Annotated in this window: 14 protein-coding genes; 8 read left to right on the top strand and 6 right to left on the bottom strand. The window is 69.4% G+C overall.

Features of this window, described 5'->3' with window-relative positions:
- The 3 genes from XINFAN_RS07810 to XINFAN_RS07800 form a co-directional block, all read right to left on the bottom strand.
- Positions 1–1,211: DNA translocase FtsK 4TM domain-containing protein (locus tag XINFAN_RS07810; protein ID WP_199286382.1), on the bottom strand; the 1,211-nt coding region annotated here is incomplete at its 3' end.
- 12 nt (positions 1,212–1,223) lie between these two features.
- A complete protein-coding gene (locus XINFAN_RS07805) occupies positions 1,224–2,402 on the bottom strand; it encodes an aminotransferase class I/II-fold pyridoxal phosphate-dependent enzyme (RefSeq protein ID WP_124085918.1) in 1,179 nt (392 codons plus the stop codon).
- A gap of 143 nt (positions 2,403–2,545) precedes the next feature.
- Complete coding sequence (locus tag XINFAN_RS07800; protein ID WP_124085917.1) at positions 2,546–3,877, bottom strand: amidase; 1,332 nt, start codon at positions 3,875–3,877, stop codon at positions 2,546–2,548.
- An 87-nt stretch (positions 3,878–3,964) separates the two neighbouring features.
- Between XINFAN_RS07800 and XINFAN_RS07795 the strand changes: the two genes are divergently transcribed.
- On the top strand, positions 3,965–5,200 hold the full coding sequence (locus XINFAN_RS07795) for a UbiH/UbiF/VisC/COQ6 family ubiquinone biosynthesis hydroxylase (RefSeq protein ID WP_124085916.1): 1,236 nt from the start codon (positions 3,965–3,967) through the stop codon (positions 5,198–5,200).
- A 28-nt stretch (positions 5,201–5,228) separates the two neighbouring features.
- Here the strand turns inward: XINFAN_RS07795 and XINFAN_RS07790 are convergent, their stop codons facing one another.
- Positions 5,229–5,876: a carbonic anhydrase gene (locus XINFAN_RS07790; RefSeq protein ID WP_124085915.1), complete on the bottom strand. Its 648-nt coding sequence runs from the start codon at positions 5,874–5,876 to the stop codon at positions 5,229–5,231.
- Between the two features lie 226 nt (positions 5,877–6,102).
- Between XINFAN_RS07790 and XINFAN_RS07785 the strand changes: the two genes are divergently transcribed.
- The 3 genes from XINFAN_RS07785 (at position 6,103) to XINFAN_RS07775 (ending at position 9,006) form a co-directional block, all read left to right on the top strand.
- A complete protein-coding gene (locus XINFAN_RS07785) occupies positions 6,103–6,483 on the top strand; it encodes a hypothetical protein (protein WP_124085914.1) in 381 nt (126 codons plus the stop codon).
- A 301-nt stretch (positions 6,484–6,784) separates the two neighbouring features.
- Positions 6,785–8,191: a leucyl aminopeptidase family protein gene (locus XINFAN_RS07780; RefSeq protein WP_124085913.1), complete on the top strand. Its 1,407-nt coding sequence runs from the start codon at positions 6,785–6,787 to the stop codon at positions 8,189–8,191.
- A complete protein-coding gene (locus XINFAN_RS07775) occupies positions 8,188–9,006 on the top strand; it encodes a C40 family peptidase (RefSeq protein WP_124085912.1) in 819 nt (272 codons plus the stop codon). Before XINFAN_RS07780 ends, XINFAN_RS07775 begins: the two co-directional genes overlap by 4 nt.
- 89 nt (positions 9,007–9,095) lie before the next feature.
- On the opposite strand, the gene XINFAN_RS07770 is transcribed toward XINFAN_RS07775, so the two are convergent.
- Positions 9,096–9,437 (bottom strand): DUF2794 domain-containing protein, encoded by a 342-nt coding sequence (locus tag XINFAN_RS07770; RefSeq protein WP_233352163.1) that lies wholly within the window; start codon positions 9,435–9,437, stop codon positions 9,096–9,098.
- 52 nt (positions 9,438–9,489) lie between these two features.
- Positions 9,490–10,530: an asparaginase gene (locus tag XINFAN_RS07765; RefSeq protein ID WP_233352162.1), complete on the bottom strand. Its 1,041-nt coding sequence runs from the start codon at positions 10,528–10,530 to the stop codon at positions 9,490–9,492.
- A gap of 171 nt (positions 10,531–10,701) precedes the next feature.
- Here XINFAN_RS07765 and XINFAN_RS07760 point away from each other — a divergent pair, with 171 nt between their 5' ends.
- The 4 genes from XINFAN_RS07760 (at position 10,702) to XINFAN_RS07745 (ending at position 14,300) form a co-directional block, all read left to right on the top strand.
- Positions 10,702–11,244, top strand: a complete 543-nt coding sequence (locus XINFAN_RS07760; RefSeq protein WP_124085910.1) for an invasion associated locus B family protein — start codon at positions 10,702–10,704, stop codon at positions 11,242–11,244.
- Between the two features lie 132 nt (positions 11,245–11,376).
- Entirely contained in the window at positions 11,377–12,588 is a 1,212-nt protein-coding gene (gene rlmN, locus XINFAN_RS07755) for a dual-specificity RNA methyltransferase RlmN (RefSeq protein ID WP_124085909.1), read from the top strand.
- Positions 12,589–12,622: 34 nt separating this feature from the next.
- Positions 12,623–13,060, top strand: coding sequence for a hypothetical protein (locus XINFAN_RS07750; protein WP_124085908.1), 438 nt, complete (start codon positions 12,623–12,625; stop codon positions 13,058–13,060).
- 31 nt (positions 13,061–13,091) lie between these two features.
- Positions 13,092–14,300 carry a winged helix-turn-helix domain-containing protein gene (locus tag XINFAN_RS07745; protein ID WP_124085907.1) on the top strand — a complete coding sequence of 403 codons (1,209 nt, stop codon included), beginning with the start codon at positions 13,092–13,094 and terminating at the stop codon, positions 14,298–14,300.
- The last annotated feature ends 6 nt before the right edge of the window (positions 14,301–14,306 follow it).

Below are 14,306 nucleotides of genomic sequence, written 5' to 3'. Positions count from 1 at the left end.
GGCGGCAGGCTGCCGGGGCGGGTGTCGGCGAGCAGCGGCACCGGGCGGCGCGGGCGCACCAGCGGCGGCTCGGCCCGGCGCGCGGCGATCGCGGCCTGAAGGGGAGTCATCGCAACCGCCGGAGCGGCGCCTGCCACCGCCGTGCTGCGGGCACGGTTGCGGATCACATCGGTGATGCGGGCGCGGATGCGGTCCTCGCCGGGCGGCAGAGGATCGGGGGTGGCGGGCAGTTCCGGCTCGATCAGTTCCGGCTCGGGCTCGACCACACGGCGCATCCGGGCAAGAAAGCCGACCTTTTCCTTCGGCAGATCCGCGGGCGGCTCGAAGCGGCGCGGCTCGGCGCGCAGACTGGCGGGCGCGTTCCAGGCCTGCGCCGCGCCCAGAGGCGTGGGCGCCAGATCGGCATCGACCGGCGGCTCGCTCCGGCGCACCACGGCGGCGCGGGCGGCCATCGGCTGCGGCGCGCTCCAGCCGGCCCCCTGCACTGCGGCAGAGCGGGGCTCGGCACGGGCGGCACGGCGGCGCTCGGACAGATCGCGGGCGCGGTCCAGCGCGGCGGCGCCGCCCTTGCCCATGGCCTGCATCAGCATGGAATAAAGCATGACCGAGCCGTAAAGCAGCGCCTGACGGATGGATCGCAGCTCGACCCGGCTGAATCCGGTCACATACAGCAGCATGGCAATCAGGCCGAAGAAGGTGACGACCGACAGCAGCCGCAACGAGAACCCGTTCGGGCCCGGCACGATGCCGATCAGCGCCCCGGCGACCGTATCGCCGAACAGCCCGCCAAGCCCGAACGTATGCGGCCAGCCCTCGCCCACCGCCAGCGTCGAGGCATAGGCCGAGGCCAGCGCCACCGCGATCACGGCAAAGACGATGCGGCCCAGCACCCGCTCGGCGCCCCTGTGCAGGATGAAGCGCATCCCCCAGGCCAGCAGGATCACGGGCATCGACCAGGCGCCGCGCCCGATCAGGATCACCAGCGTCGAGGAGACGGCGGCGCCGAACCGGCCCAGCATGTTCCTCGCCGGTTCCTGGGTGGCGACCATCCAGCCCGGATCCTCGGGCGAATAGCTTGCCAGCATCAGCGTGAAGAACAAGGCCGCCACGACCAGCCCCACCCCGATCAGCTCACGCCCGCGGCGTTCCAGCATCGCCTGGGTGCCCTGATCCAGCAGCGGATCGCGTTGCCTCATCTGAAAGCTCGCCATGCTTGCCGTCCCTCAACCATACAGGCAGTCGCGAAGCCGGATCAGCCCGCGCTGCGTTTCTTCTTCGGGCGCGACCAGCGCGACCCGTATGTAACCCTTGCCCGGATTGTCCCCCGCCACGTCGCGCGAGAGATAGGCGCCGGGCAGCACCCTCACGCCGGTCTCGCGCCAGAGCCGCAGCGCGGCCTCTTCGCCGTCCCGAACGGGCAGCCAGAGGAACATGCCGCCCTCGGGCAGGCGGAAATGCTGATGCCCGGCGAAGACCTGCGCCGCCATGCGGTATTTGCTCTGATAAAGCGCCAGCGAGGCCGCGACATGGCCCTCGTCGCGCCAGCAGGCCTCGGCGACATGTTGCAGCGGCAGCGGCAGCGGAGCGCCCGCGAAGGCGCGCAACTGGCGGATGCGGCGGATTTCTTCCGTCCCGGCCGCGACAAAGCCCGAACGCAGCCCCGGCAGGTTCGAGCGTTTCGACAGCGAATGGAACACCGCCACCCTGCCCGAATCGGCGCCTGTCGCCTGCGCGACCTCCAGCAGCCCCGGCGGCGGCGCATCGCGCCAGATCTCGGAATAGCATTCATCGGCAAAGACGCGGAAATCGTGCTTTTCCGCCAAAGCCAGAAGATCGGCCAGATAGTCGCGCGGCGCCACCGCGCCCTGCGGATTGGCGGGCGAGCAGATATAGGCCACCACCACGCGGTCCAGCACATCGGGGGGCAGCGCGGCGTAATCGGGCAGGAAGCCGGTGGCGGCGCCCGCGGGCACATAGACCGGCTCGGCCCCGAGCGCGAGCGCGGCCACGGCATAGACCTGGTAGAACGGGTTCGGCATCAGCACCACCGGGCGCTTGCCGGATTTGACCTCGGGCGCCAGCGCCAAAGCCGCGTTGAACAGCCCCTCGCGGGTGCCGTTCAGCGCCATGATCCGGTCCTCGGGCAGCGCCACGCCGTAGCGGCGCAGGATCCAGGCCGAGATCGCGGAAAGCAGGCCGGGGGTGCCATCGTTCGGCGGGTAAGCCCCGAAGCCCGCAAGGTTTTCCGTCAAAATCGAACCGACGAACGCCGGCATCGGATGTTTCGGCTCACCGATGGTCATGGCGATGGGTTCGCCGCCGGGGGCGTGCGCGTCGAGAAGTTTCCGCAGGCGCGGAAACGCGTAATCCGGCAGGTTCGAAAACCGCTCAGGAAATGCCATGACTGCCTCTGGTCCGGGATCGTTATTCGCCCCGTTTGCAGGGCAGCATAACGCCCCATCCTGCGTTGGTCCAGAATTTCTCAACCATCCCCAGGGGGTTAACCAGGCAAATTGTGGCTTTTATGTCCGTGCGGCGGCAGGGATCAGCCCAGCGCGCGCTCGGCCCCCGCGCCAAGGCGCAGCAGCCGGTCCTCGCCCATGGCGGGGGCGAGGAGCTGGATCCCGCAGGACGGCTGCGAGGTCGGCAGCGTCAGCGCGCAAAGCCCCATCAGATTGCCGATCCTCGTATTGCGCAAAGCCAGCAGGTTCTCGGTCACGTAATAGGCGCGGTCGGTCAGCAGGCGTTCAGCGTCGGGCGGCAGGATCGGCGCGGTGGGGGTCAGCACGGCGTCGAAACCGGCGGTGCGCTCGCGCCAGATCGCGCGGATTTCCTCAAGCCGGCGCCAGGCGGTGACGTAATCGGCGGCGGTGATCTCCGCGCCCGAGCGGAACCGCTCAAGGATCGGCGCGAACATCTTCTGCGGCGCGGCCTCGATGGTGTCGCGCCAGATCCCCCAGGCCTCGCCGGTGAAGAGCACGCCCGAGAGCGCCATCGCTTCCCCGAGTTCCGGCAGTTCGATCCGCTCGACCCGCGCCCGCCCCCGGGTCAGCGCGGTGCAGGCATCCGCGAAACCCTTCGCGGGCGCATCGCGCAGATCGTCGAAGGCCACCGTTTCCAGCACCGCGAAACGCGCGCCCGCCACAGAGGCGCCGGTCAGATCGGGGGCCGCGCGCCCCTCCATCGCAGCAAGCAGCAGCGCGCAATCCTCGACCGAATGGGCGATCGGCCCCACGGTGTCGAACTTCTCGCACAAAGGCACCACGCCTTTCAGCGACAGCCGCCCCGCGGTGGTCTTCAGCCCGGTCAGATCGTTCCAGGCCGCAGGGATCCGCACCGATCCGCCGGTGTCCGACCCGACGGCGGCGGGCGCCAGCCCGAAGGCGACCGAGGCCGCCGCCCCCGAGGACGAGCCGCCGGGCACCGCGCGCTCATCGTTCAGGCAGGGCGGCGTCGCGGTCACCGGGTTCAGCCCCAGCCCCGAGAAGGCCAGCTCCGACATATGGGTCTTGCCGAGACAGCAAAGGCCGGAAAGCGTCGCCATCTCAAGCACTTCGGCGTCTCGCCCGGGCACCCGGCCGCGCAGAAGCGCCGATCCGGCCTCGGTCGCGGTGCCGGCGGTGTCGAAATTGTCCTTCCAGCTGACCGGCACCCCGTCGAGCGGCCCCTTGCGAAAGCCGGTCTTCGCGCGGTCGGCGGCGCCGATGGCCTCGGCCCGGGCGCGGGCCCCGGTCGCATGGGCCCATATGCGGGGCGCCAGCGGATGGGTGGTCAGCCGTTCGAGGAAGGCCTCGGCCAGTTCCACCGGATGGATCCGGCCCGCGCCGATCTCACGCCCCAGTTCCGCCGCCGTCCTGTTGAACCAGATGTCGCCCATACGCTCGCCCGCCTGCTTGCCCTTTGCCTGACGCTAACGGCAAGCAGCCGCATGGACAATCCCGCAGACCGGCACTAGCTGTTGGTCATGGCAGAGGGTGGCAAAAGTGACGTGCTGATCGCGGGCGGCGGGCTGAACGGGCCCGCGCTGGCGCTGGCTTTGGCCCAGGGCGGGCTGAGCGTGACTGTGATCGACGCCCGCCCCGCCCCCGACCGCGCCGAAGCCGGTTTCGACGGCCGCTCCTATGCGCTCGCCATCGCCTCGAAACGGCTGTTGTCGGCCATCGGGGTCTGGCCGCGGGTTGCCGACAAGGTGCAGCCGATCCTGAAGATCCGCGCCAGCGACGGGCGGCCCGGCGAAGGCCCGGCGCCGTTCTTCCTGACCTTCGACGCCGATGAGATTGAAGAAGGGCCGATGGGCTTCATGCTGGAGGACCGTTTCCTCTATGCGGCCTTCCTTGAGGCGATGCGCGCGACGCCCGGCATCACATTGCTGTCAGGCGAGACCGTGGTGGCGCAGGAGACCGGCCCGGCGGGCGTGAGCGTCACGCTCGCCTCGGGGCGGGTTCTGGCGGGCGCGCTGCTGGTCGGCTGCGACGGGCGGGGATCAGAGGTGGCGGCGCGGGCGGGGATCCGGCGGCTCGGCCATGCCTACGGCCAGACCGCGCTGGTGACGGCGATCCGGCACGAGTTGGATCACGAGGGCTGCGCGCAGCAATTCTTCATGCCGGGCGGGCCTTTGGCGATCCTGCCGCTGCCGGGCGGGCATCATTCCTCGATCGTCTGGAGCGAGGAGGAACGCCTCGCCGCCGAGATCCAGGCGCTGAGTGACGAGGATTATCTGACCGCTTTGCGGCCCCGGTTCGGCTCGTTCCTGGGCGAAATCCGGCTCGCCGGGGCGCGGTTCACCTATCCGCTGACGCTTTCCCTGGCAGAGCGCTTCATCGACACCCGCCTGGCCCTGGTGGGCGATGCGGCGCATGGGGTGCATCCGGTCGCGGGCCAGGGGCTGAACCTCGGGCTGCGCGACGTGGCGGCTTTGGCCGAGGTGCTGATCCTCGCGCGCAGGCGCGGCGACGATATCGGATCAGGCGTGACGCTTGAGGAATACCAGCGCTGGCGGCGGTTCGATTCCACGCTGCTCGCGCTCGGGATGGATGGGGTGACGCGGCTGTTCTCGAACGACAACCCGGTGCTGCGGCTTGGCCGCGACCTCGGGCTCGGAGTGGTGAACGCGCTGCCGGGGCTGAGGCGGCGCTTCATCCGCCAGGCCGCCGGACTGAGCGGGGAACTGCCCCGCCTGCTGACCGGGCGGCCCGTCTGATTTAAACCGCCCCCCCCCGGACCGGCCCTCAGACCGGAACGAACCCCTCGCGCTCGGGGTCGTATTGTTCCAGTGCGCCCTCGCCGGTGTCGTTCCACAGCCCGTGCAGCGTCAGCATGTCGTTCTCGACCGCCTGCTGCACGAAGGGGAAGGTCATCAGATTGTCGAGGCTGGTCAGCACCGCCTGCTTTTCCAGCGCCTGAAGAATCGCCTCCTGCGGCAGATGCGCGACCTTCTCGAAGCCCGGGCGCAGGATGTCCATCCAGCGGCCGACGAAGCTGGTCTTTTCCTCAAGCTCGGGCGCATGGCCGGTGCACATGTCATGGCAGCCCTTGACGCCGCCGCAGTTGGAGTGACCCAGCACCACGATATGGGCGACCTTCAGCGCGGTCACCGCATATTCTACCGCCGCCGAAGTGCCGTGATTCTTGCCGTCGGGCGTATAGGGCGGCACCAGGTTCGCGATATTGCGGTGGATGAAGAACTCGCCCTCGTCGGCACCGAAGATCGAGGTCACATGCACCCGAGAATCGCAGCAGGAGATCACCATGGCGCGGGGGTGCTGGCCGGTCTCCGCCAGACGGCGATACCAGGCGCGATTGTTCTGATAGGTCGTCGCATGCCAGCCGTGAAAGCGCTGGACAAGGTATTGCGGAAGAATGCGGGCATGAACCATGGGCTTGCTCCTTTGCCCCCGGAATTACGCTGCATTCGCACAAAATTCGAGAGGAAAAATGCGGTTTTCGGCGCGTGGCTTAGCAAAGTCTAAAGCATCCCGACCCCATCCTGGACATGGGAAACGGGCCATCGCCATGCGGTGTCGCGGAACCGGCGCGGGGTGCGCGGGGGCCGTGGCGGCATGGGTCTGCGGCCGGCAGGGGTTCAGGGGACAGGGGTGTCATATGGAGCAGATCGTAAAGCTGCATCCGCAGGAGCGGATCCGGCAGGATGGCGAGGTGATCGCCGCAATCTACCGCAATCTCGGCCCCGCAGCGGCCGGGCAGATGGTCAGCCGCGCGCTCGGCGAACTGGCGCTGTCGATGGCCGGGCTGGCGGCACAGGTGCGCCAGCACGATCTGAACGATCTGGGGCGGCAGATGCAGAAGCTGCGCGCCATGGCCGACAATCTGGGCATGACCAGCCTCGCGCTGGTGGCGATGGACGCGCGCGGGTGCCTGGAACGCTGCGATGGCACCGCCTTTGCCGCGGTCTGGGCGCGGCTCTTGCGGGTGGCCGAACGCTCGCTGCGGCCGGATCAGGATTTCGCCGATCTGTCGGGCTGAGCCCCGCAAGGGCCCGCGCGGCGGCCCGCGAAACAGCCGCGCGCGAATGAGGCGCCGCGCTCAGAGGAAGGGCCGGTGCCCGGCCCTTTGCCCGCCGGGCGGGGGTATTTGGGTCAGGATGAAAAGCAGGGGTTCCGGGTTTCGGACCCCGGCAAGAGGACCGGGCTTTGCGGCCCGGTTGCGCGCCGCGCGGGGGTATCAGGCTCAGGAGGAAGCCGGCGGCGCGGCCCGCGCGCAAGCCCGCTTGCGGCGGCGGCGGCAGGCGTTAGGCTCGGGCACGAAACCATTATCCGGATGCCCCATGCAAGACCCCGCCGCCCGCTCGCCCGCCTTCGCCGATCCCGGCGCGCAATCGCTGCCGCTTCATGTGGTGACACCCGGGGATCTGGCCGGATTTCTCGCAGGCAGGGGGGCAGCCTTCGCGCCCTGGCTGACCGCCACCGGCTTCGAGGCGGGCCTCGGCGACTTGCGGCTTCTGCCGGGGGCGGACGGCGGCCTTGCCGGAGCCGTGGCCGGCCTCGGCAGCGATCAGGCGCGGCGGCGCACCCGCTTCGGACTTGCCAAAGCCGCAGCCGCCCTGCCCGGCGGCGCCTGGCATATCGAGGGCGATCTGGCGGGTGATGCCGCGACCGAAGCGGCGCTCGGCTGGCTCTTGTCCTCCTATCGCTTCGACCGTTACCGGCCCGGAAAGCCGCCCGCCGAACCGGCGCGGCTGAAGGCCCCGGCAGGGATGGACGGCGCGCGGATCCTCGCCATGGCCGCGGGTGAATTCCTCACCCGCGATCTGATCAACGCCCCGGCCCGGGACATGGGACCAGATCAGCTGGAGGCCGCCTTCCTCGCCCTCGCCGAGGCATTCGGGGCGACCACCGAAGTGATCCGGGGCGAGGATCTGCTGGCGCGGAACTTCCCGATGATCCATGCGGTGGGCCGCGCCAGCCCGCATGCGCCGCGTCTGCTCGACCTTCGCTGGGGCAGCCGCGGCCCGCGGCTGACGCTGGTCGGCAAGGGCGTCTGTTTCGACACCGGCGGGCTGAACATCAAGCCCTCGTCCGGCATGCTACTGATGAAGAAGGACATGGGGGGTGCTGCCACCACGATGGGCCTTGCGCGGATGATCATGGCGCTGGACCTGCCGGTCCGGCTGCGGCTGCTGGTTCCGGCGGTCGAAAACGTGATCGCCGGCAATGCGCAGAAGCCGAAAGACATTCTCACCAGCCGCAAGGGGCTGACGGTCGAGGTCAATGACACCGATGCCGAGGGGCGGCTGATCCTCGCCGACGCGCTGGCTTACGCGGGTGAGGAGGAATGCGACGCGCTGATCTCGATGGCGACGCTGACCGGCGCGGCGCGGGTCGCGGTCGGCCCCGATCTGGCGCCCTACTGGACCGACGACGAGGGCCTTGCCTCGGCGCTGGAACGCGGCGCGAGGGCCGGGTTCGATCCGGTCTGGCGGCTGCCGTTCCACGACGCCTATGAGAGCGTGATCGAGCCCGGCATCGCCGATCTCGACAATGCGCCCGGCTTCGGTTTTGCGGGGGCGATCACCGCCGCCTTGTTCCTGCGCCGCTTCGCCGCCCATCCGCGCTATATGCATTTCGACATCTACGGCCATACGCCGTCTGATGCCCCGGCGCGGCCCAAAGGCGGCGCGGGCCAGGGCGCGCGGGCGATCCTGAACGCGCTGCCAGAGATGCTCGGGCTGTGAGCGACCGCCGCCTCACCCCGTTCTCGGGCCGGATCGGCCATATCTCGCTGAAAGACCGGGGAGTGCCGCTGACCGCGGGCGAGCCCGCCTGCGTCGCCGCGCCCCTCGCCGCGCTGCGGGCGGCACCCGGCGGCGCGATGGACCGGCAACTGCTCTTCGGCGACGCGGTGACAGTGATCGACCGGCGCGACGGGCACGCCTTCGTCATGGCCGGGAAAGACGGCTATTGCGGCTGGCTGGCGGAGCAGGACCTCGCCGCCCCCCGCCCCGCCACCCATCGCCTGTGCAGCCCGGCCAGCCATCTCTACCCCGAGCCGCGGGTCCAGGCGCCGCCGCTGCATCCGCTCTATCTGAACGCGCGTCTCACCGTCACCGGCGAGAGCGGGCCCTGGGCCGAAACGCCCCAGGGCTACGTCCCCGCCATCCACCTCGCGCCGCTCGGTCAGCCCGCGAAAGACCCGGTCGCGGTGGCCGAGAGCCTGATCGGCGCCCCCTATCTCTGGGGCGGCAATTCGGTCGCCGGAGTGGACTGCTCGGGCCTCGTGCAACTCGCCTTCCACGCCGCCGGCCTCGCCTGCCCCGGCGACAGCGACCTGCAACAGGAGGTCGGCGCGGAACTCCCCGAGACCGCGCCCCTGAAACGCGGCGATCTGCTGTTCTGGAAGGGCCATGTCGCGCTGGTCGCAGGCCCCGGCCGCCTCCTCCACGCCAACGGCTATACGATGTCGGTCGCCTATGAGGACCTCGACGCCGCCACCGCCCGGATCGAAACCCATTACGGCGGCCAGATCCTCGCCCGCCGCCGCGCCCTGTAAGGCAACCTGGTTTTCATCCTGATCCAAATACCCTCGGGGGGAGCGCGCCTCCGGCGCGCGCGGGGGGCAGACAGCCCCCCTCCGCGGCTTCAGTCCACCGGACGGATCAGCTTCTTCTCCAGCACCCGCAGCACCTGTTGCAGATCATGCCCGCGCCGCAGCACCTGGCCCCCTTCGCCCAGCACAGCGAACATCCCCTGTTTCAGCCGCAGCTTCGGGCGTTTCTCGATCCGGTAGAGCGGGGTCTCGGCGGTGCGGCGGAAGATCGAGAACACCGCTGCCTCGCGCCCGTGCGAGATGGCGTAGTCGCGCCACTCCCCCGCCGCGACCATCCGGCCGTAAAGGCTCAGGATCACGGAAAGCTCCTGCCGGTGAAAGGCGATCACATCGGGCTCGGACCGGCCCGCCGGAAAGGGAAGGGGCGCTTCCATGTTCATAAGGCCAGTCTGCCCGCCCCCGCCCGGCAAATCAAGCGCCGCGCGCTCAGCGGAACCCCGGGGCCACGCGGATCTCGCCGGTCTCCAGCCGGCGCCAGTTCCTCTGCACCGGGTTGAGCCGCTTGACCACCAGCGGATCCGCCGCCTCCACCGCGCCAAGCCTGACCAGCAGCGCCGCGATCGCCGCCTCGGCCGCGCGCGTCCCACCGTCCAGCGCCTTCACCGCCACGCCGATGCCCTGCCCCGGCAGGATCGCGACGAAAACGCCCTCGGCCCCGGTCTTGACCGCCGCCCGGCCCTGCGCCGCGCGCATCAGCCCGGTGCAGGCGCGCTTCTCGCCCGCGACCAGTTCGGGATGCAGGATCATCGCACCGACCAGCCGCGCCATCGCGGATTGCCGCACCCCCTGCCCCTCGCGCGCGGCAGCGAATGCCGCCATGGCGCGGGCGAGCCCTTCCAGGCTGATCGCGAAATTCGGCGCCGAACAGCCGTCGATGCCCATGCCCGAGATTTCCTCGCCCGCCACCTCCCCGGTGGCCTCGCGGATCGCAAGCTGCAACGGATGGCCGGGATCGACATAGTCCGGCCCCCAGCCCTGATGCTGCGTCACCGTCAGAAAACCGCAATGCTTGCCCGAGCAGTTGTTGTGCAACTGGCAGGGCCGCTCGCCCGCGCGGATCAGCCGCTCGCGCTCGTCGCGGTCGTCGGGCTCATGCGCGCCGCAGCGCAGATCGGCCTCGCTCAGCCCCAGATCCGCCAGCCAGCGCCCGGTCTTTTCCACATGCAACGCCGCGCCCTGATGGCTGGCGCAGGCCAGCGCCAGATGCTCAGCCCCCAGCCCCCGCGCATCGGCCGCGCCGGTCTCGATCAGCGGCAGCGCCTGGATCATCTTGCAAGACGAGCGCGGGAAGATCACTGCCCCCGGATTGCCCCAGGCCTCGACGATGCCCTTCGCATCGCAGATCACCGCATGGCCCAGATGGGTGCTCTCCAGGACGCCGCCGCGCCACAGTTCCGCCATCGGCGCCGCGCCACGATCCACCCGCCGATCGCCCCCCCGGTCCGGCCCCGCTTTGCCTGCCGCCATCCCATCCCCTCACAGATCTGCGATTTTCTGCCCAGAGGGCTTTCGCCCAATGGCCTTTTTCAGTATTTCTGACGTATCGGGTTCAGGATGCCCCCGCCAGATCCAGAATGGCGCAAGCCGCTCGCGGGGCCGCACCAGAGGCACAAAGACAGCTTGGAGGCTGCGTCAGACATGACTACCGTCCTTCGCCGCGCCCTTGGCGCTTGCGCAATCGCACTGGTCGCGCCGCTGGCCCCCCCTGGGGTTCCGGGGGCCGCCATGGCGCAGGAATCGACGAACCGGGTCGGCACGATGACCGACTGGAACGTCTTCGTCGACGAAAACCCCAAGGAATGCTGGGGCGTTTCCAAGCCGCGCGAGACGGTGAACAGCAAGGACGGCCAGCCGGTCTCGGTCCGGCGCGGCGATATCCTGCTGTTCGTGACCCACCGGCCGGGCGTCGCGCCGCAGGTCTCGTTCACCGGCGGCTATCCTTTCGCCCAGGGCTCGACGGTGAACGTCAATGTCGGCGGCACCAGCTTTGACCTGTTCACCGACGGCGAATGGGCCTGGTCGGGTTCGGCCGGGGACGATGCCGCGCTGATCAAGGCGCTGCGCGCCGGGGCCGATGCGGTGGTCAGCGCGCGCTCGGGCCGCGGCACCCAGACCAAGGACACGTTCAGCCTGCGCGGCTTCACCGCCGCGATGGACGACGCCGCCGCGCGCTGCAAGTAAGCCACGCGCGCCGATTGCTTTCCGGGCGCCCCGCTTCGCCGGGGCGCTTTCGTTTTTCCCGGGAATCGCGTAAAAGACCCGGGACATCAGCCAGATCGCCTGTAGCAAGGCCAACCCGCAAGGATCTGCCCCATGAATGACCTGACGCCGCCCGCCGTGCGCGCACCCTCTGCCCCGATCACCCAGGACGTGCTGACCCTGCCGCGCAAGCTGCCGGACACCGGCCGCGTGAACATCGTCGGCCTCACGCGCGGGCAACTGCGCGAGGCGCTGATCGCCGCCGGCACCCCCGAGAAACAGGCGAAGATGCGGCTCGGCCAGATCTGGCAATGGGTCTATTACTGGGGCGTGCGCGATTTCGCGGCGATGACCAATCTTGCGAAAGACTACCGCGAACTGCTGGCCCGGAAATTCGAGATCGCGCTGCCCGAGATCGTGACCCGTCAGGTCTCGGCCGACGGCACCCGCAAATACCTTCTGCGCATCGCGGGCGGCCATGAGGTCGAAGCGGTCTATATCCCCGAGGAAGGCCGCGGTACGCTCTGCGTCTCGTCCCAGGTCGGCTGCACGCTGACCTGTTCCTTCTGCCATACCGGTACGCAGAAGCTGGTGCGCAATCTGACCGCCGGCGAAATCGTCGGCCAGGTCATGCTGGCGCGCGACGATCTGGGCGAATGGCCCGAGCCCGGCCAGGGCTCCACCGGCGAGCGGCTTTTGTCGAACATCGTGCTGATGGGCATGGGCGAGCCGCTCTACAATTTCGACGCCGTTCGCGATGCGATGCTGATCGTGCGCGATGATGAGGGCATCGCTCTGGGGCGTCGCCGCATCACGCTTTCGACCTCGGGCGTGGTTCCCGAAATCGCCCGCTGCGCCGAGGAAATCGGCTGCCAGCTGGCGATCAGCTTCCACGCCACCACCGATGAGGTGCGCGACAAGCTGGTGCCGATCAACAAGAAATGGAACCTGGCGACGCTGCTCGGCGCACTGCGGGATTACCCGCGCCTGTCGAATTCCGAACGCATCACCTTTGAATATGTCATGCTGAAAGGCGTGAATGACAGTGATGCCGATGCGCGCCGGCTGGTGAAACTGATCCAGGGCATTCCGGCGAAGATCAACCTGATCCCGTTCAACGAATGGCCCGGCTCACCCTATGAGCGGTCGGACTGGGAGCGGATCGAGGCCTTCGCCGATATCATCTACAAGGCGGGCTACGCCTCGCCGATCCGCACCCCGCGGGGCGAGGACATCATGGCGGCCTGCGGCCAGCTGAAATCGGCGACCGAGCGGGCGCGCAAGTCCCGTGCCGCAGTGGCGGCCGAAGTAGGGGTGTCGGCTTAACCGCGCGTTAACCCTGCGGGCGCATGCTGGCGGGATGGAGCTGCGCGAATTCACCCTGAAACTGCCCGAGCCGACCGTGCTCGCCCTGCGTCGGATCGCCGTCGACGAGGATGCCAGCATCGGCCAGATCATCCGCGAGGCGATCGCCCGCGACCTGTCGCGCCGCGCCAGAGCGAAGACGTCCGTCAGGACGGATGAGCGGCTCGTCGCTCCCTTGCGGGCGCTCCTCGCTGACGATTTCGCTTATGCCGCCGGCTGGTCCGATCTGCTTTTGCGGCTGCGGCGCAAAGGGTTCCGGCTGGAAGAAGCCGGCGGCGGTCTGATCCTCGTCGGAGCAGAAGGCGGGGCGCGGTTCTGCAAGGCGTCCGAACTTGGCTATTCCTATGCCGCGCTCCTTCGTCGCTTCGACGCGCCTTTTCCGGCCGGCCACCGCCACGCCTCTGCGCTGGATCGGATCCGCGCCGCATCTTGACCTTTCTCGCCCGCCGGGCTGAGCTTGGCCCATGGCCCTGCCGCTGATCCCCAACCAGATCGCCCGCCGTCTGTTCCTCGCCCGCCACGCGCTGGCGGAGCCGCCCGCCGGTCCGGCGACCGGCGAGGCTTTGCGCGGGCTGATCGGTCGGATCGGCTTCGTGCAGATCGACAGCATCGCCACCGTGGGCCGTGCGCATGACATGATCCTGTTCGCGCGCCGCCAGAGTTATCGCCCCGGCGGGCTGGCGCCGCTGATCGAGCGCAACCGCCAGCTATGGGAGCACTGGACACATGACGCCTCGGTGTTGCCGGTCGAGGTGTTTCCGCACTGGCATCACCGTTTCACCGACAACCGCGCCCGGCTGGCAGAGCGCTGGACCGGCTGGCAGCGCCCCGGGTTTGAGGCGAAATTTGACGAGGTGCTGCAACAGATCGCCGATCACGGCCCCGTCTCGGCCGCCGAGGCCGCCGGAGACGAGGGGGCTGCGCGCAAAAAGGGAGGCTGGTGGGACTGGCATCCGGCCAAGGCCGCGCTGGAATATCTCTGGCATTGCGGCGCGCTGGCAGTGACGCGGCGCGAGAATTTCCGCAAGATCTACGATCTGACCGAGCGGGTGATCCCCGACGCCCTCCGCGCGGAGCGGCCCGAGCGCGAGGTGACGGTGGACTGGGCCTGCCGTTCGGCGCTGGACCGGCTGGGCTTCGCCAGCGCCCGTGAGATCGCCGCCTATTGGCAGGCCATTTCAGCCGATGAGGCGAAAACCTGGTGCCAGGCGGCGCTGGAACGGGGCGAACTGGCCAGGGCAGAGATCGAGGGCCACGCCGGCCAGATCCGCGCCGCCTTCCTCTGGCCCGACACGTTGCGCGATACCCCACCCGAGCCGCCGGGACGGATCCGGGTGCTCTCGCCCTTCGATCCGGCTTTGCGCGACCGCAGCCGGGCGGAATTCCTGTTCGGCTTCTTCTACCGGATCGAGATCTACGTGCCCGCCGCGAAACGGCAATATGGCTATTACGTTTTCCCTTTGCTGGAGGGCGACAGGCTGATCGGGCGGCTGGACGCCAAAGCCCATCGCGATGCGGGCGCTTTGCGGGTGAGCGGCTTCTGGCCGGAACCCGGCATCCGCCTGGGCGCCGGACGCCGCACGCGGCTGGAGGCCGAGATGGACCGCCTTGCCCGGTTCTCCGGCTGCGACCGGGTGGAATTTCTGCCGGGCTGGGACCGCGGCCCGGGGTAAGCCCTC

Source organism: Pseudogemmobacter humi, assembly GCF_900609055.1.
GTDB classification, from domain to species: domain Bacteria; phylum Pseudomonadota; class Alphaproteobacteria; order Rhodobacterales; family Rhodobacteraceae; genus Pseudogemmobacter; species Pseudogemmobacter humi.
This window is presented reverse-complemented; position numbering and strand designations above follow the sequence as displayed.